Origin of the sequence: Pseudomonas citri (assembly GCF_025336485.1) — a bacterium.
In the GTDB taxonomy this organism is placed as follows: domain Bacteria; phylum Pseudomonadota; class Gammaproteobacteria; order Pseudomonadales; family Pseudomonadaceae; genus Aquipseudomonas; species Aquipseudomonas citri.
The window spans coordinates 1-20,302 of sequence record NZ_JAODAB010000031.1 but is presented as its reverse complement, the minus strand read 5'-3'; the positions used below and the strand labels follow the sequence as shown (position 1 = coordinate 20,302).

Below are 20,302 nucleotides of genomic sequence, written 5' to 3'. Positions count from 1 at the left end.
AACCTGTAAGGAGGACGTCAAAGCGTCGTGAATTGTCGCCTGGCCCCACCCGGCTGGACGGGCCGCCCAACGGCACTGGCCGGATTCGACTTCAACGAATACTGTATGCACATACAGCAATCGGAGTTTGCCCATGTCAGCCTCTCTTCCACCCCGTGGCCGCGGCACCGCCACCAACCCGCACAACCGCTTCGCGCCGAATCGCTCGGTGGCCGAGGATGACGGCTGGTACCAGGAAGTGCCAGCGACCCAAGGCACCGAGGTGCGCATCGAGAAAGCGAAGACCATCATCGCCCGCAACACCTCGCCGGACATTCCCTTCGATCGCTCGATCAATCCTTACCGGGGTTGCGAGCACGGCTGCATCTACTGCTATGCGCGACCCAGCCATGCCTATTGGGACCTGTCGCCGGGGCTGGATTTCGAAACGAAGCTGATCGCCAAGACCAACGCCGCCGACGTGCTGGAAGAACAGCTGTCTCGACGCGGCTACCGATGCGCGCCAATCGCGCTGGGCTCCAACACCGATCCCTATCAGCCGATCGAGCGCGAACAGCGGATAACCCGGCGGATTCTCGAAGTACTGCTGCGTTATCGGCATCCGCTGACCATCGTCACCAAGGGTTCGCTGATCCTCCGTGACCTGGACCTGCTGGCCGAGCTGGCGCAACGACGCCTGGTCCACGTGATGATCAGCCTCACCACCCTGGACGATGAACTCAAGCGCATCCTCGAACCCCGCGCGGCGGCGCCCAAGGCGCGGTTGCGGGCGATCAGGGTCATGCGTGAAGCGGGTATTCCCGTGGGGGTGCTGTGCGCGCCGATGATCCCGATGATCAACGACAGCGAGATCGAGCGCCTGCTCAGCGAGGCCCACGCCGCCGGCGCGCAGCAGGCCGCCTACGTCATGCTGCGCCTGCCGTTGGAGGTCGCGCCGCTGTTCGAGGAGTGGTTGCAGGCGCATTACCCGCAGCGCGCCGCCCATGTGTTGAGCCTGGTGCGCCAGAGCCGTGGCGGCGAGCTGTACGACAGCCAGTTCGGTACGCGGATGCGTGGCGAGGGGCCTTTCGCCGACCTGCTGGCCCAGCGTTTCAGCCGGGCCCTCAAGCGCCTGGGGCTCGATCGACGCGAAGGTTACCGTCTCGATTGCGACGCCTTTTGTCCGCCGGGCCGACAGATGCCGTTGATTTGATTAAAGTTGACGTGGTGGCCTGCGTGGCGCTGATCCGCGCCAGCGTTTTGCCACCCTTGTAATCGTTGATCTAGAGCCTCCGATTTCAGTTTGAGTTAAGTTTCGGCCGCTACCTTGTTCAGCGAGTGACTGACGGGTCGTAGATGTCGACCTGGACATTTTTTAACCAGCCACTGGCGCCTCAAAGAGGATGAATCATGAGTGACAAGGATAAACAGCCGTTGGCTGCGTCGGCTTCAGCCCAACCAGAGGCGGAGACCGCCGATGCAGCGCTGCGGCATATCGTTGACGGCTTTATGCATTTCCATCACGAGATCTTTCCCCAGCAGGAAGAACTCTTCAAGAAACTCGCCACCGCCCAGAAACCCAGGGCAATGTTCATCACCTGCGCAGACTCGCGCATCGTGCCCGAGTTGATCACCCACAGCTCCCCCGGCGACCTGTTCGTGACCCGTAACGTCGGCAATGTCGTGCCACCGTACGGACAAATGAACGGTGGCGTCTCCACCGCCATCGAATACGCCGTGCTGGCCCTCGGTGTACAACACATCATTGTCTGCGGCCATTCCGATTGCGGCGCCATGCGCGCGGTACTCAACCCCGACACCCTGGAAAAGATGCCGACGGTCAAGGCGTGGCTACGCCACGCCGAAGTCGCCAAGACCATGGTCCATGACAATTGCCCTTGCGGCGACGAAAAACAGACCATGCCCATCCTCACCGAAGAAAACGTGATCGCACAGTTGCAGCATTTGCGCACGCACCCCTCGGTGGCCTCTCGCATGGCCAGCGGCCAGTTGTTCATCCATGGCTGGGTGTACAACATCGAAACCAGCGAGATCAAAGCCTTTGACGCGGAGCAGAATTGTTTCCGGCCGCTCGATGGCAGCCATCCGATACCGGTAGCGACGCCCAAAGCGCGCTTCTAACCGCTCCGAGGGTTTGTACGAAAAGCCGCAACCTTCGTACAAAACCTAAACCTGCGTGGTTCAAGCCAACCTGCCTTCGGGCGGGTAGGCCTTGCCATGCCTGAAGAAAACTTCGGGAGAGTCGCCATGCGTGCCGCTCAATCAAAAGCTGTTCTGCCACGGGAGCTGCTGGCTTCGGTGGTTGTGTTCTTGGTGGCGCTGCCCTTGTGCATGGGCATTGCCATCGCCTCGGGCCTGCCGCCGGCCAAAGGCCTGATCACCGGCATCGTCGGTGGCCTGGTGGTGGGTTTTCTGGCCGGTTCGAAGCTGCAAGTCAGTGGCCCGGCCGCCGGGCTGGCGGTATTGGTCTTCGAACTGGTGCGCCAGCACGGCGTGACCATGCTCGGGCCGATCCTGCTGCTGGCCGGTTTCCTGCAATTGCTCGCCGGGCGCTTTCGCCTGGGTTGCTGGTTTCGCGTGACCGCGCCTGCCGTGGTCTACGGCATGCTGGCCGGTATCGGTGTACTGATCGTGCTGTCGCAAGTCCATGTCATGCTCGACGCGGCGCCCAAGCCCTCGGGGCTGGATAACCTGGCGGCGTTCCCGGCGGCGGTGGCCCAGGCCTTGCCGTCCTTCGGCTGGCAGGCCGGCCTGCTCGGCCTGTCGACGATTGCCGTGATGTGGCTGTGGGAAAAACTTCGTCCCCACAGCCTGCGCTTCATTCCCGGCGCCTTGCTGGGCGTGGGCCTGGCGACCATCGCCAGCCTGGTGCTGGCCTTGCAGGTCAAGCGCGTGGAGGTTCCGGACAACCTGGCCGAAGCCATCGACTGGCTGCGTCCAACGGACCTGCTGAACCTGGCCGACCCGACGTTGCTGGTCGCCGCGTTCGCCGTGGCCTTCATCGCCAGCGCCGAGACCCTGCTGTCGGCTGCCGCCGTGGATCGCATGCACAATGGCGAGCGCGCGGACTTTGACCGCGAACTCTCCGCACAGGGTATCGGCAACATGCTCTGCGGCCTGCTCGGTGCCTTGCCGATGACCGGCGTGATCGTGCGCAGCTCGGCCAACGTCCAGGCCGGAGCCACCACGCGGATGTCGACGATTTTCCACGGCCTGTGGTTGCTGCTCTTCGTGCTGTTGCTGTCCAGCGTGTTGCAAAGCATTCCGGTGGCGAGCCTGGCGGGTGTGCTGGTGTACACCGGTTTCAAACTGGTGGATCTCAAGGCGTTCCGCAATCTGGGTCGTTATGGCCGGATGCCGATGTTCACCTACGCGGCGACGGCCCTGGCGATCATCTTCACCGACTTGCTCACGGGCGTACTGATCGGTTTTGGCCTCACGCTGGTCAAGCTCGCCTGGAAAGCTTCGCGCCTGAAAATCAGCCTGGTCGATCTGCCCGAGGAAGGCGAGATGGAACTGCGCCTGGTGGGCGCGGCGACATTCCTCAAGGTCCCGGCGCTGACCCAGGTACTGGGCAGCATCCCCGCTGGCGCGACCGTGCATGTGCCGCTCAACAACCTGAGCTACATCGACCACTCGTGCCTGGAGTTGCTGGAGGAATGGGGCCGGGCCAATGCCAGCAAAGGTTCGAAGCTGTTGATCGAATCCCGTGGGCTCAAGCGTCGGCTGGAAGGGCGGTTGCGGACGACGGTGGGAATGGGGGCAATGACGGGATAACCCCCCCCCGGATAATGCGGTAGCGGGTTTGCTCGCGAACGGCGGCACATTTACCACCAGTGCCGACTGAACCACCGCTGTCGCGAGCAAGCTTTGCTCCCACAGGGGATCGATCGGTGATGTACACCGACCCCAAGGACATCCGGAACCCCTGTGGCAGCGGGCTTGCTCGCTTCCACAGGTTTTTTGGACATCCGATATTTCAGTGGGTCAAGCCGCAGGCGGCTCCAGCTCCAGGCCCACGCCCAAGCGGCGGGACATGCACGGCCAGCGCTTCCAGGCGGCGCCGGTGTGGGGGCTGCTCAGTTTCTCGCGGTAGGTCTCCACCGACTCCAGGGCGAACGTTTCTTCGTTGAGCATTTCATCGAAGGCGTGGTGCACCACTTCATCGAGCTGGTTGGCAAATTCCTCGCCGATCAACTGGTGGGCGATCAGGTTGGCGACCGTCATGTCCAAGGGGATCAGTGGCTGGCCGAAATGCTTGATGTACAGATCATTGACCTCTTCGACGAACCGATGCGCCAGGTAGGCTTCGTCCAGCAGGCCGACATGGCCGACATGGCCGACCATGATCGCCGGCGGCTGGAGGAAATACTGTTCGGCGATCTTCAGCACCGGCTTGATCTGCGACTCGATGCCCGCTTCCCTCGCTACTTCATTGGCCGCATCCAGCAAATCAGGCACTTCATCGATGTAGGCGCAAACAAAACGCGCCAGGACGGCGTTGGCGTTCGCCTCTGGCAGTTGGATCGCACGGTGCAGGCTGGGCAACTGGGTTTGCAGCTGACGGGTCAACTGACCGGTCTGGGCTTCATGTTGTTGGGCTTTTTGGATCTGCTCGCGCAATGCGGCGGTGTTCATGACAACTCCAGGAAACAAAGGCAATGAAAGAGGGAAGACATAACTTAGCTGGCAAAAAGACACTCCTAAGACCCATTTTTCATAAACAACCCCTTCCTTGATGCACAGCAGCTATATCCATTTGCCATCACACAGGTGAGCATCCTTTTCCATCCGAGGGCCCTGGCGCAAGCCCTGTCTGTTTCAAACGATTTACGCCATCGCGTTGCGAGGTTGCAGTCGCTGTCTATACTCGGTCTTGAATGGAGTTAGCTGATGACACCCGATGCACAAGCAGCAAGGCACGGCGGTGGAGTTCGCAGTCTGATGGAGCCGCTCGCCCTTGCCGCAGGCGTTACGCCTACGGGATAACAAGAACGATAAGGGGAACCCGCAATGACGCGACATCCACACGTATGGATGGGCCTCCTGTTGTGGTCGATTTTCAGTCCGGCACAAGCGGCCTGGACTGTGAATATGGCGCCTGGAGCGACACAGATCAGCAACGCAGTCTTCGACCTGCACATGACCATCTTCTGGATTTGCGTGGTCATCGGCCTCATCGTCTTCGGCGCCATGTTCTGGTCGATGATGATGCACCGCCGCTCCACCGGCCAGAACGCCGCGCATTTCCATGAAAACACCCGCGTCGAGATCCTCTGGACCATCGTGCCCTTCATCATCCTGGTGGCCATGGCGATTCCGGCCACCGCCACCCTGATCAAGATGTACGACTCCAGCGAATCGGACATCGATATCCAGATCACTGGCTATCAATGGAAATGGCACTACAAATACCTGGGCCAGGACGTCGAGTTCTTCAGCAACCTGGCCACACCCGCCGAACAGATCCATAACCAGAGCGCCAAGGGCGAGCATTACCTGCTGGAGGTCGACAAGCCGCTGGTGCTGCCGGTCGACGCCAAGGTGCGCTTTCTGGTGACCTCCGCCGACGTGATCCACTCCTGGTGGGTGCCGGCGTTCGCGGTCAAGCGCGATGCGATCCCGGGGTTCGTCAACGAAGCCTGGACCCGCATCGACAAGCCCGGCCTGTATCGCGGCCAATGCGCCGAGCTGTGCGGCAAGGATCACGGCTTCATGCCCATCGTGGTGGAGGTCAAGAGCAAGCCCGACTACGAGAAATGGCTGGCCGAGCGCAAGGCCGAAGCCGCGCAGCTCAAAGAGCTGACCAGCAAGGAATGGACCCTGGAAGAGCTCAAGGAACGTGGCGACAAGGTCTACCACACCACCTGCGTGGCCTGTCACCAGGCCGAAGGCCAGGGCCTGCCACCGATGTTCCCGGCACTCAAGGGCTCGAAAATCGCCACCGGTCCCAAGGCGGATCACCTGAGCCTGGTCTTCCATGGCAAGCCCGGCACCGCCATGGCCGCGTTCGGCAAACAACTGTCGGAAGTCGATATCGCCGCCGTCGTGACCTATGAACGCAACGCCTGGGGCAACAACAAGGGCGACATGGTCACGCCTAAAGAAGTGCTGGAACTCAAACAGGCGGAAAGCAAATGAACCGGCCTGAGCTGCGTTTCCGTAACCGGTCGGGGCTCAGTGCCCCGCGCCGTCCAGCCCATTCGTTCGAAGGAGACAGGACATGAGTGCTGTGATCGATGAGCACGGCCATGCCGGTGCCGACCACGCCCACGGCCCGGCCAAGGGCCTGATGCGCTGGGTACTGACCACCAACCACAAGGACATCGGCACGCTGTACCTGTGGTTCGCCTTCTCGATGTTCCTGCTCGGCGGTTCGTTCGCCATGGTGATCCGCGCCGAGCTGTTCCAGCCCGGCCTGCAGATCGTGGAGCCGGCGTTTTTCAACCAGATGACCACCATGCATGGCCTGGTGATGGTCTTCGGCGCGGTGATGCCGGCGTTCGTCGGCCTCGCCAACTGGATGATCCCGCTGATGATCGGCGCGCCGGACATGGCCCTGCCGCGCATGAACAACTTCAGCTTCTGGCTGTTGCCGGCGGCGTTCCTGCTGCTGGTCTCGACGCTGTTCACGCCGGGCGGCGGGCCGAACTTCGGTTGGACCTTCTACGCCCCGCTGTCCACCACCTATGCACCGGAAAGCGTGACGTTCTTCATCTTCGCCATCCACATGATGGGCATCAGTTCGATCATGGGCGCGATCAACGTGATCGCCACCATCCTCAACCTGCGCGCCCCTGGCATGACCCTGATGAAAATGCCGCTGTTCGTCTGGACCTGGCTGATCACCGCGTTCCTGCTGATCGCGGTGATGCCGGTGCTGGCCGGCTGCGTGACGATGATGCTGATGGACATCCACTTCGGCACCAGCTTCTTCAGTGCCGCCGGCGGCGGTGACCCGGTGCTGTTCCAGCACGTGTTCTGGTTCTTCGGCCACCCCGAGGTGTACATCATGATCCTGCCGGCCTTCGGCGCCGTCAGCTCGATCATCCCGGCCTTCTCGCGCAAGCCGCTGTTCGGCTACACCTCGATGGTCTACGCCACGGCGGCCATTGCGTTCCTGTCGTTCATCGTCTGGGCGCACCACATGTTCGTGGTCGGCATTCCGTTGGTGGGCGAGCTGTTCTTCATGTACGCCACCCTGCTGATCGCCGTGCCCACCGGGGTGAAGGTGTTCAACTGGGCCAGCACCATGTGGCAAGGCTCACTGACCTTCGAGACGCCGATGCTGTTTGCCGTGGCGTTCGTGATCCTGTTCTCCATCGGCGGCTTCTCCGGGCTGATGCTGGCGATCGCCCCGGCGGACTTCCAGTACCAGGACACCTACTTCGTGGTCGCACACTTCCACTACGTACTGGTGCCCGGCGCGATCTTCGGGATCTTCGCCTCGGCCTACTACTGGCTGCCGAAATGGACCGGCCACATGTACGACGAAACCCTCGGCAAGCTGCACTTCTGGCTGTCGTTCATCGGGATGAACATGGCGTTCTTCCCGATGCACTTCGTCGGCCTGGCGGGCATGCCCCGGCGGATCCCGGACTACAACCTGCAATTCGCCGACTTCAACATGGTCTCGTCCATCGGTGCGTTCATGTTCGGCACCACGCAGCTGTTCTTCCTGTTCATCGTGATCAAGACCATCCGTGGCGGCGCGCCTGCACCGGCCAAGCCGTGGGACGGGGCCCAAGGCCTGGAGTGGAGCGTGCCGTCGCCAGCGCCGTATCACACCTTCACGACACCGCCGGACGTGAAATAAATGACACGTGCTGAGGATGGGAAGCCATGGCTGACTCGATTTCGCTGAAGAAACTGGTCACCCGCCTGCTGATCGTGGTGGCAGCCATGTTCGTCTTCGGGTTTGCCCTGGTGCCGATCTACGACGTGATGTGCAAGGCGTTCGGCATCAACGGCAAGACCGCCGGGCAGTACGAAGGCGAGCAGACCGTCGATGAGTCGCGGCAGGTGCGTGTGCAGTTCCTGTCGACCAACGCGGTGGACATGCCTTGGGACTTCTTCCCCAAGGGCGACCAGTTGGTGGTCAAGCCGGGGGCGGTGAACGAGATGGTGTTCGTCGCCCACAACCCCACCGACCGGCCAATGAGCGCCCAGGCGGTGCCGAGCATCTCGCCGAGCACCGCGGCGGCGTATTTCCACAAGACCGAATGTTTCTGCTTTACCCAGCAAGTGCTGCAACCCGGCGAACGCATCGAAATGCCCATGCGCTTCATCGTCGACCGGGACATGCCCAAGGAAGTGAAGCACCTGACGCTGTCCTACACGCTGTTCGATATCACCGCTCGTCATCCACCGGTGGCTCTAAACACTGACCGATAGCGTGCCCGATAAGGAGAACAATAAATGGCAACTCACGAACACTATTACGTTCCGGCCCAGAGCAAGTGGCCGATCATCGCCACGGTCGGAATGTTCGTCACCCTGTATGGCCTGGCGACCTGGTTCAACGACCTGAAGGCGGCGCGACCGGAATCCCACGGCCCGCTGGTGTTCTTCGTCGGCGGCCTGCTGTTGGCCTACATGCTGTTCGGCTGGTTCGGCGCGGTGGTCAAGGAAAGCCGTGCCGGGCTCTACAGCGCGCAGCTCGACCGCTCGTTCCGCTGGGGCATGAGCTGGTTCATCTTTTCCGAAGTGATGTTCTTCATCGCCTTCTTCGGCGCACTCTTCTACGTGCGCCACGTGTCAGGGCCGGCCCTGGGCGGCGAAGGCACCAAGGGCCTGGCCCATATGCTCTGGCCGAATTTCCAGTTCACCTGGCCGTTGCTGAACACCCCCGACCCGAAACTCTTCCCCGGGCCCAAGGAAGTCATCAGCCCCTGGGGCCTGCCGCTGCTCAACACTGTGCTGCTGGTCAGCTCCAGCGTCACGGTCACCATCGCCCACCACGCCCTGAAAAAAGGTCATCGCGGTGCGCTGAAACTCTGGCTGGCGATCACCATCCTGTTGGGTTGTGCGTTCCTGAGCTTCCAGGCCGAGGAATACATCCACGCCTACAAGGAACTGGGGCTGACCCTGGGCTCGGGGATCTACGGCGCGACGTTCTTCATGCTCACCGGTTTCCACGGCGCCCACGTCACTATCGGCACGATCATTCTGTTCGTCATGTTGATGCGCATCCTGCGCGGGCATTTCGACAACGAGCACCAGTTCGGCTTCGAGGCGGCGAGCTGGTATTGGCACTTTGTCGATGTGGTGTGGATCGGCTTGTTTATCTTCGTCTACGTGCTCTGAGACAACCGTTACCAAGGCGCATGGGACACCAACTGGCCGCTGAAAAAGCCCCAGGCGATCAAGCCGACGGTGATGGCGGCCAGGCAGACCCTGACCGCCAGCGCGGTGACCAGGCGATTGGAAGCGCTGTCGTCCTTGACCAGGAAAAACAGGCCGCTGAACAGGCTCGCAACCGTGGCAATCAGCATCAGGACGATGGCTGCTTTTAGCATCAGGGAACACTCCGGGGGGACGCGATGCAGGTGAGTATAGCTATCCCGTTCGACGGCTTTCGGACGGCGCCATGAAAGGCTTTCGGCCAGGACTCGTGCCGTCGCTGGTGGTGGCCGTGCTGGTGCCGGTGATGGTGTGCCTGGGGTTCTGGCAATTGAGCCGGGGCGAACAGAAACGCGTGCTCATGGACAACTACGCCGAGCGCCGCGTGGCGCCGCCGCTGGACAGCAGCGAGCTGTCACACACCGCCGACCCGGCCTTTCGCCGGGTCACCTTGCAAGGGCAGTTCGACGCCGAGCACAGCCTGCTGCTGGACAACCGCCAGCACGACGGCAAGGTCGGCGTCGAACTGCTGCAACCGTTCCTCGACCACCGCACCGGGCTCTGGCTGCTGGTCAATCGCGGCTGGCTGCCCTGGCCCGACCGGCGCACACCGCCGGCCTTCGACACACCGGCACAACCCGTGAGCCTCGAAGCCTGGGTCTACGTGGCACCGGGCGCGACCTTCCAGCTTCACGCCGACCCCAGCGGCGCCCCCTGGCCGCGCCTGGTTACCGCCGTCGCGCCGGACAAGCTCTGGGCCGAACTGGGCCGCGACGGCTTCGCCTATGAACTGCGCCAACAAAGCGGCCCCGGCGCCTACCGGACCGACTGGCCGGTGGTGGCCATGGGTCCGGAAAAACACTTCGGTTATGCCGTGCAGTGGTTCGCCATGGCGGCGGCACTGTTCGGCCTTTTCCTTTATCTCGGATGGCACAACGCAGGGAGACACCATGGGAAACACCATGAATCCAACCAACACGTCTGAGGCGCCCGTGATGCACAACCGTCGCAAAGGACGCCTGCAATTGCTGCTGATCGTCTTCGGCGTGATCGGCCCGATGATCCTCGCCACCGGCATGTACAAATTCCAGTTCTGGGTGCCGGACAGCCGCAGCTACCACGGCGAACTGATCGGCAACGGCCAGACCCGCGCCGAGATCGGCGTGCAGGCCGACGAGCAGCGCTGGCAGATCCTGGTCACCGCACCGCAGGCGTGCTCGGTGGATTGCCGGCAATTGGTGTACCTGGCCCGCCAGGTGCAGATCGGCCTCGGTCGCGATGCATCCCGCGCCAGCCATGCCCTGGCGGTCGCACAACCGCTGGACGCCGAGTACGACGCCCAATTGCAGCGCGAATACCCGCAACTGCAACGCTACCCGCTGGACCTGCCGGCCTACCGCAAAGGCGCCCAGGACACGGGCGGCGCCCAACTGTGGATCATCGACCCCCACAGCAACCTGGTGCTGCGCTACGACGCCCGGGTCAAGGGCAAGGACCTGCTCAACGACCTGCGCCACTTGCTGAAACTGTCGAACATCGGATGAGGGCATCGACATGGCCAAACCTGGATTTCGCCTTGCGCTGTTTGCCACGCTGCTGGCACTGATCGTCGTCCTGCTGGGCGCCTACACCCGGCTCACCCACGCCGGCCTCGGCTGCCCGGACTGGCCCGGTTGCTACGGCTTCATCAGCGTGCCCAAGAGCGAAGCCCAACTGGCCCATGCCGAACTGCACTTTCCCGACGCCCCGGTGGAAGCCCACAAGGGCTGGAACGAGATGGTCCATCGTTACTTTGCCGGGACACTGGGCTTGATGATCGTGCTGTTGGCGGCGCGGTCCTGGATGAACCGCCATCGCCCGGGCCAACCGTTGAAGCTGCCGCTGTTCCTGCTGGCCGTGGTCTTCGCCCAGGCAGCGTTCGGCATGTGGACGGTGACGCTCAAACTCTGGCCGCAGGTGGTCACCGGGCACCTGCTCGGCGGCTTTGCGACCTTGAGCCTGCTGTTCCTGCTGACCTTGCGGCTGTCCGGCGTACTGCCGGCGCTGACCGTGCCCAAGCGCCTGCAACATTGGGCCACCGCCGGGTTGCTGCTGGTGATCGGCCAGATCGCTCTGGGCGGTTGGGTCAGCTCCAATTACGCCGCCGTCGCCTGCATCGACTTTCCCACCTGCCACGGCCAATGGCTGCCCCCCGCCGATTTCGCCAATGGCTTTCACCTGACCCAGCACATCGGCCCCAATTACCTGGGCGGGCAACTGGACAGCGAGGCCCGCACCGCCATCCACCTGACCCACCGCATCGGCGCGTTGCTGGTCACTGTGGTGCTGCTGGGGCTGGCCTGGCAATTGAAAACCGTCGGCATGACCCGACTGGCCGGCCTGGTACTGGCCGCACTGGCGGCGCAAATCACCCTGGGCATCAGCAACGTGCTGTTCCACCTGCCACTGCCAGTGGCTGTCGCCCACAACGCCGGGGGCGCCGCGTTGCTGCTGACCCTGGTGCTGGTCAATTACCACGCCCGCACCAGCCTGGTCCGCGTCAAGCAGCCGGGGCCACTGCGCTGGCGCTTCAATCCGCATAAATACGGCTCCGCGCCCATCACAATAAAAGGAGAGATGCCATGGCAACCTTGACCGGCGCCCGTCGCAGCCAGGCGATCTGGCGCGATTACCTGGAGCTGACCAAGCCCAAAGTGGTGGTGCTGATGCTGATCACCTCGCTGGTCGGCATGTTCCTCGCGACCCGCGCCGGTGTGCCGTGGACCGTGCTGGTGTTCGGCAACCTGGGCATCGCCCTGTGTGCCGGCGGCGCGGCGGCGGTCAACCACGTGGTGGACCGCCGCATCGACGCGGTGATGGCCCGCACCCACAAACGTCCCTTGGCCGAAGGCCGGGTTTCACCCGCCGCTGCACTGACCTTCGCCCTGGCGCTGGCGGTGATCGGCCAAGCGTTGTTGCTGGCGTTCACCAATCCGCTGACCGCCTGGCTGACCTTGGCGTCGCTGCTGGGTTACGCGGTGATCTACACCGGCTTCCTCAAGCGCGCAACGCCGCAGAACATCGTCATCGGCGGCCTGGCTGGCGCGGCACCACCGCTGCTGGGCTGGGTCGCGGCCACCGGTCATGTCAGCGCCGAACCGCTGCTGCTGGTGCTGATCATCTTCGCCTGGACTCCGCCGCACTTCTGGGCCCTGGCCATCCACCGCAAGGAGGAATACGCCAAGGCTGACATCCCGATGCTACCGGTGACCCATGGCGAGCACTACACCAAGATCCATATCCTGCTGTACACCCTGGTGCTGCTGGCGGTGAGCCTGATGCCGTTCGTGATCCAGATGAGCGGCATGCTCTACCTGATTTGCGCCCTGGTACTCGGCGCCCGGTTCCTGCAATGGGCCGTGGTGTTGTACCGTGGCAGCCGGCCGCACGCCGCGATCAACACGTTCAAGTACTCTATCTACTACTTGTTCCTGCTGTTCATCGCCCTGCTTGTCGATCACTACTTACTGTTGAGCCTATGACCCGAACCCAGAAAACCGTCTTCATCCTCGTGGCCGTGATCGCGCTGATCCTCGGCCTGACCATCAACAAAGTGCTGACCGGCAAAGGCCAGGGCGACACCACCGCGTTGATCGACGCCGGCATCATCCTGCTGCCGCAAAGCCGCACCCTGCCGGACGTGAAAATGACCGACCAGGACGGCCAGCCCGTGGCCGTGGACGGGTTGAAAGGCAAATGGAGCCTGCTGTTCTTCGGCTACACCTTCTGCCCGGACATCTGCCCCACCACCCTCGCCCAACTGCGCCAGATCAAAAGCGAACTGCCGCCCGAGGCGGTGGACAAGTTGCAGATCGTGCTGGTCAGCGTCGACCCGAACCGCGACACCCCCAAGCAGCTCAAGCAGTACCTGGGCTACTTCGACCCGCAGTTCAAAGGCCTGACGCCTGCCTCGATCGAAGACCTGCAAAAACTCGCCAACGCGGTGAGCATTCCGTTCATCCCGGCGGACACCAGCAAGCCCAACTACACGGTCGATCACAGCGGCAACCTCGCCGTCATCGGCCCCGACGGCACACAACGCGGGTTCATTCGTGCGCCGTTGAATAATCAGAAGTTGGTGGCGCAGTTGCCGGAGATGCTGAAACGCAAATAGCCCCACGCCAAGCACGCCCGCTCCCACCACCAATCCCCTGTGGGAGCAAGGCTTGCCCGCGATGAAAACGACGCGGTTCCAAGCGAAAACAAGCCCCTGCATCACCCAAAATCCCTTCTCCTACAGCCCCCACCTACACACCCCCAGCAAACTACGCATCCTTGCGCCTTTGCCTACAACTACGCCAGAATCCGCCCGCTTGTGCGCCTTGTTCCTGGGTTCTATTGTCTTCGTGCCACTGCCCATCAGTGGTCGGGTTTAGTAGCCCGGATGACATCCCGGTTGCATGAGTCTCATCAGTTAGGTATTTGCCTGTTCTTGATGGTGGCTGTGCGCATGGCGCCTTCGGGCGCGCCGGTTTGGTGTGTCACCGGTCTACTAACTTGCGCACAGCCGCCTCCATTCCGTTTAGTAGCGGGATGGTGCGGCCCTTACGAGGATCACACCAATGTTCAAAGCTACTCCGAATCCCCCAGAAGCAGACCCCATCGCACAATCCGCAAAATCCAAAGCTAAGAAGCAAGACGAGACCACCAAGCGCGTGCTCGATTACTACTTGCTACCAAAACCGGAACAATCCCAAGACGACCCGAAGCCGGGGCAGGTATTCACCGTCGTGAACGGCATCGACAACGAATCCTTGCTCGCCAATCTCAGCGAAACGTTGGCCTCGGCTGATGCGATGGTGAGTGATCTGGCGTTCGATCTGGAGGGGTCGCGGCGTCATGTTGCGCTGGGGATACAGCAGTTGATTGAGCTGAGTTCGTTGTTGGCGAATCGGGTGTTGGATAACGTGGAGCTGCGGCAGTAGGAGAAGGTTTTATCAATGACAACCCGGCGCTTGCGCCGGGTTTTGTCTGTTCCACTCGAAAATACGAATTAATAATTGTATATAAACGCAGATTCTTTCCACCATTCATTCCACCAGCCCTTCCTAGCGATAGGCTGCAAACGATCAATAACGAACTCGCGCACAGACGGCGCTGATTATCCATTCTCCTGTTTAAGACACGAAGCTCTCTATTAAAGGCGAGTCGCAAGAGAGTAGACATTTAAGGCAATCCAAAAGATGGCATTCCGGCATTAACTGAGCTATACACATAATACTGAGCCAAAAGCTAGATCAATGTTTGGGAGCCTTCATATGGACGTGCTTGCAATATCGGCAAAAAAAGAGTTTGGCCTCCGCGAACGAATCGAAAATTATCGTATAGCGCTTGCGAGCGATGGTAACGAAGCGCAAACCAGGTTCCATGTAATAGATGAGTTCTTAATAGCCGAGCTAGACTGGTCCAAAGAAACCCTTCGTGTCGAACCATATTTAGCTGCGGCCGGATACGCTGACTATGCCTTTTTTAATGGTTCACGCTGCAAAGTAGTATTAGAAGCAAAGCGGGATGAGATCAACCTTTGCTCTTCTGAACAGGCGGAGATTTCAGTAATCCCCCTAAATAGCAGCGCTGTAGCAGGCGCCAGAAGCGGAATTGAACAAGCAATTCGCTACGCTTCAAAATTTGGCGCGCCTATAGGGATTGTTACAAATGGCCGACAGTGGATCGGTTTTTTAGCCTCAAGGGCTGATGGGTTGGCTCCCGCTGACGGATTTTGCGTGGTATTCCCCTCAGTTGAGGCCGTCATTAAAAATTGGTCGCTGTTCTATGAATTCTTTTCTGATGTAGGCCTACAAGAATCGCGAGTCGTAAGCTATTTAAGAGAAAAAGAAACAGGTTTCACACCGGTATCAGCTAACTACTATCGAGCATTTGATAGAAGTTTTAAACAAACACCACTTATGAGCGATCTGAGCTATGCGATTGAGGAGCTTTTTACAACTTCCTTTATACGAATGAGCGGCCAATCCATTGATGTCCTAATGGATTGTTTTGTTGAAACTAAAGCTAGTCGTGAAGCTGACGTCGCTTTCGAGAAAATTGTAGATGAACTGTTGGGTAGAGTGAAGCGATTGCAGCAAATAGATAGCACCCAGCCGGAGGCACTACAAAATCTTTTGGAATACTCTGTCGAGCTGAAAACCGGTGAGTTTGTGCTGCTCGTCGGAAACAAAGGAGCGGGCAAAACAACTTTCTTACAGAGGTTCTTTCAAAAAGTAGTTCCTAAACCAACGAAAGACCAAGTGTTATTTCTCAGCGTCAACCTACTTAAAAGTGAAGGATCAGAGGAGCGACTAGCAGATTGGATGTCCAATAGTTTAATCGATCAGGCTGAAAGGGCACTGTATGGGTCATCAACTCCCACATATGATGAATTACGAGGCACATTCTGGGCTAAGTACCAGCGATTGAGTCGTGGAGAACTCGCACCTTTATATAAGATCGACAGGGACGCTTTTCGGCAAAAATTTGGAGAGGAGCTACGGCAACTAAGATTGAACCAGCCACGCGAATACCTGTTAGCGCTGCTAAAAAACTCCCTCGCTAGTCGTCGATTACTACCAGTATTAGTAATAGATAACGTTGATCACCTATCGCGCAGTATTCAAGATTCAGTTTTCCAGTACGCTATAGGGATTTCAAGTAATGTAGCTTCATTTCTAGTTTGCCCTGTGACTGATACCACCGTCTGGTCACTAAGCAAAGCAGGGCCATTACAAAGCTTTAGCTCCCGGGCTTTTTTCTTACCAGTACCGAGTCTGAAGGAAGTATTTACTAAGCGCTTAGAGATATTGAGAAAGAATCAAGTAATGGAGGGACACGCCCGTAAAAGGTTGAGCGGTTTGGTTGGGCCTGGCTGGAAATTGGAAATCCCTCACTTAGAATATTTTTGCGCAACTGTAGAGTCAATTTTCGTTGCAACTTCTGATGTTACTTCAATCATAGGAAAACTATGCAATTACGATGTGCGGCGCAGCTTGGAATTGGCGGGTTCCATTCTAGCATCCCCTTGGATAGGCCTGGACCAGCTACTTCGATTATATGTTGCTCGCGGGGAGCTTACGCCTAGGAGAACCGATTTGCTAAACGCGCTAATTCTGCAAAAAGGATCGCTATTTGATGAAGACAAACATAGCTTTATTACAAATCTATTTGCGCGCCCTGCTGGTTCAGTGTCGTCACCCTTAATGGCGCTATATATTCTTCGGCTTTTGATAAATGCCGATGAGCGCGCGGCTACTACGAGAGATAGATTTATTAGAATTTCTGAGCTTTGGACGATATTTTCTGCACTTAATATCGCTCGTGAAATTTTTAGATATTTTGTAGATCGCCTTTTTAGTAGAGGGTTGCTTGAAATTTATGACCCTTCTGAAAAAGTGATTAGCGATGATACGTTGATTCGGATAAGCGCGGCTGGCATTGCGCACTACCGCTTAGTATTTAGTGATAACGTATATTTGTCGCAGATGGCTTTGGTAACACTACTAGAAACAGAGGCCGTGGCGATCGAAATTAGAGAGGAAGCCAAGCGAGCCCACCCCGGCTGGATGAAAATTTGCAGGATCATATTGACTGAGCTAAAGGCAAGTGATTCAAGACTTATTACCGTCAACCCGACTGGTCTGTTTGAATGGGTAGCAGCGGTACGCTCGGACCTAGACAGTGCTCTAGCTAGAGTTTCTGCACGTAACATGGTGCGGAATGGCAGTCACGCCACATCAAAACCTTACCGATCTAAAGATTCATGAGGCAGTATCGAAGCAAATACTCTGCCCCATTTTTCACGGAACTGGCAGTCATGGAAAAAGTGGTGACAAGGTGACCCACCACTTCTCGAAACACAACCAATAACTAAACTTGCGCCGTCTGAGGGAAACGCGCAAACAAATTTGAAAAATTTACCGGTGAAACTTCAGCAACATTGCTCCCATGACGAACAAAGTACTGATCATTGGGAAAACGGGGACAGACCACGATTATGAACTGGCAGATTACCGGTAAATCCAAAATCGTGGTCGTCCCAGCTTCCTACTTTTCCCTTTTCTACTTACATGGGCTGTATATTTCGAGCACATCGACCATTTCAGTGGAGACTCTAGTAGCCGGGCCAGCAGAAATGACGGTCGTCTGCTTGACCTTCTCGCCGCTTGGACGCTGGAAGTTCACCTCCGGACCGCTATAGCTGTACTGGCCCTTGCTGTGAAGATAATTAAACATTTGGACTTTGAAGTGGGTATTGATCTCGTCTCGATCTGCTTTAAGAGGCCCCAGCATGTACGCCTCGTTAGCGGCGAATGCGAAGAAGTAACCGTCTGCAGATGCTCCACCAGGCACGCTCGAACAGATGATGTCCTCAGACTTGAGGACGTGGGCTAGCACGTACTTATCTTTGACAAAATGGGCCATTACCAAGCCATTTGGAGTGACGATGCCAACGCCCCTATTGGGCTTACACCCCGGGGCGCTGCCGTAGGGATGAACACACCAGTTCATTCTTGACGAGTCGATGATGGTGGTCAGATTCAAATCCCTTTTCATCTGTTGCTGAGCTTCTGGTGTCTCATGAGTGATGCCTACACAGGCAGTGAGAAATAGAGTAATTGCTGCGACAAGCAGGCTACGAAGCATCGTCATTCCTTCAGTTAATTTTGAGAAAACGGGGATAGACCACGATTAAGGGACGGACCGAAGTGAACTCAACATCGTGGTCCGTCCCTAATTTTTCCCGCCGGATTTCGATTTCTCCGACAACAAAGAGCGGAAGCTCGCAGTTCTGCAATTGCTAAAGCTACTGCCTATCACACAGCCACCTCTGCGGGCCAAATCCAACTCTGGAATCCAGCCGTAAACTCCAACAGCTCGCGGTTGATCTGGTCGACGGTCCCGTACGTCCCGCTTTCAGCCAGGCTGTAAGCATCGTCGAAGTATCCGAACGGGCTAAGAGCATCCGGAAAATTGCAATTTGCCTTGATCCAGGAGCGGAACATCCCCTCGGCCAGAACCTTTCCGAAGTCGGGAGTATCGAGCAATTTTTTATGGGCTGCTGCCAATACGTAGGGCAGTACTTCTGCAGCGCTCACTGCAGGCTTCACGATCCGCAGCAATTGGCTTGCCGCGTCGAACCTGTTTGAGTCAGCCATCAACGCAAGCTCTATCAGTTCATAGGGGGGACCGGCTTGGCGATTTATCTCTTCATCGGCCCAGCGAACGATGTCGAGAACGTCAAGAACACAAAGCTCCAACGCCTCTATTAGGTACGCGACCTGAAAGCTCATACTGAGCTTAGATAGGGGTGTGGTCATGTGGTCCTCCGGATTTTCTACCGTTGTCACTAGTCAAACAGTGGCTTGCTGCCAGCCGCTTCAAAAGGTATCAGGTTTTCGCTAACGGACCCTGCCTCCTACCCTCCTCCAACGAGCTGCGTATCCCTGACTGACACCTTGGCCTACAACTAAACCAGAATCTGCCGGCTTGTCCGCCTTGCCATCGGGCTCTATCGTCTCCTCACCACTGGCCGAGCCAGTATCGATGACGCTCAGACACGGGTAAGACCTGCAGGAAGGTCGTGGCCCGTACTGTGTGCGAAATCCAACTCCTGAAAGCTACCGATGTACCCTGGCTCAGGAGAAAAGCGCTGCCACCCAAACCCGCACACCGCCAATCTGCGGCCTTTACACCTGTAGCAAAAGGAAGGTCTACATCCATGGACATCCAGGAAATCAAACAACGCCTAGCCCGCCCCGCCGTGAAGCTTATTGCCGGCGGCTTTCGTCCTACCGGGACTGATGAAGAAAGCTGGCTGGGCGACGTCTTTCTATTCCGCCCCGATGAAGAGGTGCCCACCAATCAGGCCGGGCAACCGTTGCTGCCCTATGCGCAGTTCTACCTGCCCGCCCTGCCCGTCAACAGCCCGCTGCTGGCCGGGGTTCGGGTGCTGACGGTGTTCATTTCAAACCCGCTTCCCGAGCACTTCGAGTCGATGGGGAATAATTGGGTCATCCGCGAATATGGGCCGGATGATGTGTTGGTGCGCAAGTCGCTGCCGGTGGCCGGTGCATTCCTCAAACCCTTCCCGCTGGCAGCGCAAGTGGTGCCGGAGGACTTTCCACTGTGGGATGGCGGTGGTGTGCCGGAGGACCTGGAGCAAGAAATTCTCGCCCTGGAACGCGCGGGCGAGATACAGAGCTATTACGACCTGGTCACTCACACCTACGAACACAAGTTCGGCGGTTACCCCTCGTTCTGCCAGTCGGGGGTCGATCCGGGTGAAGGCTTTGAGTTTGTGTTCCAGATCTCATCGGACGCGAAGATCAATCTGAACGTGGTCGACAGTGGGAGCCTGATGTTCTGGAGGCACAACGAAACTGGGGAGTGGGCGCTTTATTATGATTTTTACTGATGTTTTGCCATCTTCTTTCCTTCAGCAATCCTCTTCAAACCTCCGCCGCTTCATAAATAACCCCATCCCTATAGGCACAGCAAAAACCGACCACAACCCCAGATCAAACCCCAACAAGCGTGTCTGGCCTGCCACAACGCAGCCAACCGCACCCGCCGCCACCAACACCACTCCCAGCCACTTGCGCAGCAGATACGGCTTGAGAAACCGATCGAGCAGAAAGGACAACACCACGGCAATAACCATCTGGGTAATGTCGGACATATAGGTCTCCAGTCAGGTCTTGATGATCAATGTCGAGAGGGTGCGTTGCGGGCCGATACCGCCGTTGACCTGTGCCTCGATACTGACCAGTACGTCGCCCGCATGGTAGGTGGGTAGGGTTTCATTAACATACGTGCGCACACCGGCCCCTACGGGTACATACACGTAAGAGGCCCCCGGTGTCAGGATAGTTGTCGCCTCTCCAGATTCACCTGAAAACAATCCCTGGGGGCGGAAAGAGAGTCGATG

21 protein-coding genes are annotated in these 20,302 nt (G+C 58.5%); 15 read left to right on the top strand and 6 right to left on the bottom strand.

Going from position 1 to position 20,302, the window contains the following annotated elements:
• Positions 1–133 precede the first annotated feature (133 nt).
• The 3 genes from N4Q37_RS24480 (at position 134) to N4Q37_RS24470 (ending at position 3,777) form a co-directional block, all read left to right on the top strand.
• Complete coding sequence (locus N4Q37_RS24480; RefSeq protein WP_260962486.1) at positions 134–1,192, top strand: PA0069 family radical SAM protein; 1,059 nt, start codon at positions 134–136, stop codon at positions 1,190–1,192.
• A gap of 197 nt (positions 1,193–1,389) precedes the next feature.
• Positions 1,390–2,121 (top strand): carbonic anhydrase, encoded by a 732-nt coding sequence (locus tag N4Q37_RS24475; protein WP_260962484.1) that lies wholly within the window; start codon positions 1,390–1,392, stop codon positions 2,119–2,121.
• Between the two features lie 126 nt (positions 2,122–2,247).
• A complete protein-coding gene (locus tag N4Q37_RS24470; protein ID WP_260962482.1) occupies positions 2,248–3,777 on the top strand; it encodes a SulP family inorganic anion transporter in 1,530 nt (509 codons plus the stop codon).
• Positions 3,778–3,987: 210 nt separating this feature from the next.
• Here N4Q37_RS24470 and N4Q37_RS24465 read toward each other — a convergent pair whose 3' ends face one another.
• On the bottom strand, positions 3,988–4,638 hold the full coding sequence (locus N4Q37_RS24465; protein WP_260962479.1) for a hypothetical protein: 651 nt from the start codon (positions 4,636–4,638) through the stop codon (positions 3,988–3,990).
• Between the two features lie 375 nt (positions 4,639–5,013).
• On the opposite strand from N4Q37_RS24465, the gene coxB reads away from it, so the two are divergent.
• The 4 genes from coxB (at position 5,014) to N4Q37_RS24445 (ending at position 9,306) form a co-directional block, all read left to right on the top strand.
• The gene (gene coxB / locus N4Q37_RS24460) at positions 5,014–6,141 is read left to right on the top strand and encodes a cytochrome c oxidase subunit II (protein WP_260962477.1); all 1,128 of its coding nucleotides are present in this window, start codon (positions 5,014–5,016) and stop codon (positions 6,139–6,141) included.
• 82 nt (positions 6,142–6,223) lie between these two features.
• Positions 6,224–7,816 carry a cytochrome c oxidase subunit I gene (gene ctaD / locus N4Q37_RS24455; RefSeq protein WP_260962476.1) on the top strand — a complete coding sequence of 531 codons (1,593 nt, stop codon included), beginning with the start codon at positions 6,224–6,226 and terminating at the stop codon, positions 7,814–7,816.
• 26 nt (positions 7,817–7,842) lie between these two features.
• Entirely contained in the window at positions 7,843–8,394 is a 552-nt protein-coding gene (locus N4Q37_RS24450; protein ID WP_260962474.1) for a cytochrome c oxidase assembly protein, read from the top strand.
• Positions 8,395–8,418: 24 nt separating this feature from the next.
• Positions 8,419–9,306: a cytochrome c oxidase subunit 3 gene (locus N4Q37_RS24445; protein ID WP_260962471.1), complete on the top strand. Its 888-nt coding sequence runs from the start codon at positions 8,419–8,421 to the stop codon at positions 9,304–9,306.
• An 8-nt stretch (positions 9,307–9,314) separates the two neighbouring features.
• On the opposite strand, the gene N4Q37_RS24440 is transcribed toward N4Q37_RS24445, so the two are convergent.
• Positions 9,315–9,518 carry a twin transmembrane helix small protein gene (locus N4Q37_RS24440; RefSeq protein ID WP_260962469.1) on the bottom strand — a complete coding sequence of 68 codons (204 nt, stop codon included), beginning with the start codon at positions 9,516–9,518 and terminating at the stop codon, positions 9,315–9,317.
• A 71-nt stretch (positions 9,519–9,589) separates the two neighbouring features.
• Between N4Q37_RS24440 and N4Q37_RS24435 the strand changes: the two genes are divergently transcribed.
• The 7 genes from N4Q37_RS24435 to N4Q37_RS24405 all read left to right on the top strand — a co-directional run bounded on the left by N4Q37_RS24435 (position 9,590) and on the right by N4Q37_RS24405 (position 17,138).
• Positions 9,590–10,327 carry an SURF1 family protein gene (locus tag N4Q37_RS24435; protein WP_260962467.1) on the top strand — a complete coding sequence of 246 codons (738 nt, stop codon included), beginning with the start codon at positions 9,590–9,592 and terminating at the stop codon, positions 10,325–10,327.
• Positions 10,293–10,886 (top strand): hypothetical protein, encoded by a 594-nt coding sequence (locus N4Q37_RS24430; protein WP_260962465.1) that lies wholly within the window; start codon positions 10,293–10,295, stop codon positions 10,884–10,886. Before N4Q37_RS24435 ends, N4Q37_RS24430 begins: the two co-directional genes overlap by 35 nt.
• 10 nt (positions 10,887–10,896) lie before the next feature.
• Positions 10,897–11,976 carry a COX15/CtaA family protein gene (locus N4Q37_RS24425; protein ID WP_260962464.1) on the top strand — a complete coding sequence of 360 codons (1,080 nt, stop codon included), beginning with the start codon at positions 10,897–10,899 and terminating at the stop codon, positions 11,974–11,976.
• Positions 11,964–12,863, top strand: coding sequence for a heme o synthase (gene cyoE / locus N4Q37_RS24420; protein ID WP_260962462.1), 900 nt, complete (start codon positions 11,964–11,966; stop codon positions 12,861–12,863). The genes N4Q37_RS24425 and cyoE overlap by 13 nt, the downstream gene beginning before the upstream one ends.
• Complete coding sequence (locus N4Q37_RS24415; RefSeq protein ID WP_260962460.1) at positions 12,860–13,495, top strand: SCO family protein; 636 nt, start codon at positions 12,860–12,862, stop codon at positions 13,493–13,495. The genes cyoE and N4Q37_RS24415 overlap by 4 nt, the downstream gene beginning before the upstream one ends.
• Before the next feature lie 448 nt (positions 13,496–13,943).
• Positions 13,944–14,306, top strand: a complete 363-nt coding sequence (locus tag N4Q37_RS24410) for a DUF6124 family protein (protein ID WP_260962458.1) — start codon at positions 13,944–13,946, stop codon at positions 14,304–14,306.
• Between the two features lie 333 nt (positions 14,307–14,639).
• Positions 14,640–17,138, top strand: a complete 2,499-nt coding sequence (locus N4Q37_RS24405; RefSeq protein ID WP_260962457.1) for an AAA family ATPase — start codon at positions 14,640–14,642, stop codon at positions 17,136–17,138.
• 295 nt (positions 17,139–17,433) lie between these two features.
• Here N4Q37_RS24405 and N4Q37_RS24400 read toward each other — a convergent pair whose 3' ends face one another.
• Complete coding sequence (locus tag N4Q37_RS24400) at positions 17,434–18,018, bottom strand: hypothetical protein (protein ID WP_260962454.1); 585 nt, start codon at positions 18,016–18,018, stop codon at positions 17,434–17,436.
• Positions 18,019–18,188: 170 nt separating this feature from the next.
• Positions 18,189–18,692: a hypothetical protein gene (locus N4Q37_RS24395; RefSeq protein ID WP_260962452.1), complete on the bottom strand. Its 504-nt coding sequence runs from the start codon at positions 18,690–18,692 to the stop codon at positions 18,189–18,191.
• Between the two features lie 401 nt (positions 18,693–19,093).
• Here N4Q37_RS24395 and N4Q37_RS24390 point away from each other — a divergent pair, with 401 nt between their 5' ends.
• Positions 19,094–19,789 (top strand): DUF1963 domain-containing protein, encoded by a 696-nt coding sequence (locus N4Q37_RS24390; protein ID WP_260962450.1) that lies wholly within the window; start codon positions 19,094–19,096, stop codon positions 19,787–19,789.
• Positions 19,790–19,810: 21 nt separating this feature from the next.
• On the opposite strand, the gene N4Q37_RS24385 is transcribed toward N4Q37_RS24390, so the two are convergent.
• Together N4Q37_RS24385 and N4Q37_RS27985 are read right to left on the bottom strand one after the other, a co-directional pair.
• Positions 19,811–20,053 (bottom strand): hypothetical protein, encoded by a 243-nt coding sequence (locus N4Q37_RS24385; RefSeq protein ID WP_053191937.1) that lies wholly within the window; start codon positions 20,051–20,053, stop codon positions 19,811–19,813.
• Positions 20,054–20,065: 12 nt separating this feature from the next.
• Positions 20,066–20,194 carry a hypothetical protein gene (locus N4Q37_RS27985; RefSeq protein ID WP_390897959.1) on the bottom strand — a complete coding sequence of 43 codons (129 nt, stop codon included), beginning with the start codon at positions 20,192–20,194 and terminating at the stop codon, positions 20,066–20,068.
• Positions 20,195–20,302: the final 108 nt, after the last annotated feature.

Coding starts and splice junctions, on each gene's coding strand:
- N4Q37_RS24480 (WP_260962486.1), top strand. CDS start 134: ATGTCAGCCTCTCTTCCACCCCGTGGCCGCGGCACCGCCACCAACCCG.
- N4Q37_RS24475 (WP_260962484.1), top strand. CDS start 1,390: ATGAGTGACAAGGATAAACAGCCGTTGGCTGCGTCGGCTTCAGCCCAA.
- N4Q37_RS24470 (WP_260962482.1), top strand. CDS start 2,248: ATGCGTGCCGCTCAATCAAAAGCTGTTCTGCCACGGGAGCTGCTGGCT.
- N4Q37_RS24465 (WP_260962479.1), bottom strand. CDS start 4,638: ATGAACACCGCCGCATTGCGCGAGCAGATCCAAAAAGCCCAACAACAT.
- coxB (WP_260962477.1), top strand. CDS start 5,014: ATGACGCGACATCCACACGTATGGATGGGCCTCCTGTTGTGGTCGATT.
- ctaD (WP_260962476.1), top strand. CDS start 6,224: ATGAGTGCTGTGATCGATGAGCACGGCCATGCCGGTGCCGACCACGCC.
- N4Q37_RS24450 (WP_260962474.1), top strand. CDS start 7,843: ATGGCTGACTCGATTTCGCTGAAGAAACTGGTCACCCGCCTGCTGATC.
- N4Q37_RS24445 (WP_260962471.1), top strand. CDS start 8,419: ATGGCAACTCACGAACACTATTACGTTCCGGCCCAGAGCAAGTGGCCG.
- N4Q37_RS24440 (WP_260962469.1), bottom strand. CDS start 9,518: ATGCTAAAAGCAGCCATCGTCCTGATGCTGATTGCCACGGTTGCGAGC.
- N4Q37_RS24435 (WP_260962467.1), top strand. CDS start 9,590: ATGAAAGGCTTTCGGCCAGGACTCGTGCCGTCGCTGGTGGTGGCCGTG.
- N4Q37_RS24430 (WP_260962465.1), top strand. CDS start 10,293: ATGGGAAACACCATGAATCCAACCAACACGTCTGAGGCGCCCGTGATG.
- N4Q37_RS24425 (WP_260962464.1), top strand. CDS start 10,897: ATGGCCAAACCTGGATTTCGCCTTGCGCTGTTTGCCACGCTGCTGGCA.
- cyoE (WP_260962462.1), top strand. CDS start 11,964: ATGGCAACCTTGACCGGCGCCCGTCGCAGCCAGGCGATCTGGCGCGAT.
- N4Q37_RS24415 (WP_260962460.1), top strand. CDS start 12,860: ATGACCCGAACCCAGAAAACCGTCTTCATCCTCGTGGCCGTGATCGCG.
- N4Q37_RS24410 (WP_260962458.1), top strand. CDS start 13,944: ATGTTCAAAGCTACTCCGAATCCCCCAGAAGCAGACCCCATCGCACAA.
- N4Q37_RS24405 (WP_260962457.1), top strand. CDS start 14,640: ATGGACGTGCTTGCAATATCGGCAAAAAAAGAGTTTGGCCTCCGCGAA.
- N4Q37_RS24400 (WP_260962454.1), bottom strand. CDS start 18,018: ATGCTTCGTAGCCTGCTTGTCGCAGCAATTACTCTATTTCTCACTGCC.
- N4Q37_RS24395 (WP_260962452.1), bottom strand. CDS start 18,692: ATGACCACACCCCTATCTAAGCTCAGTATGAGCTTTCAGGTCGCGTAC.
- N4Q37_RS24390 (WP_260962450.1), top strand. CDS start 19,094: ATGGACATCCAGGAAATCAAACAACGCCTAGCCCGCCCCGCCGTGAAG.
- N4Q37_RS24385 (WP_053191937.1), bottom strand. CDS start 20,053: ATGTCCGACATTACCCAGATGGTTATTGCCGTGGTGTTGTCCTTTCTG.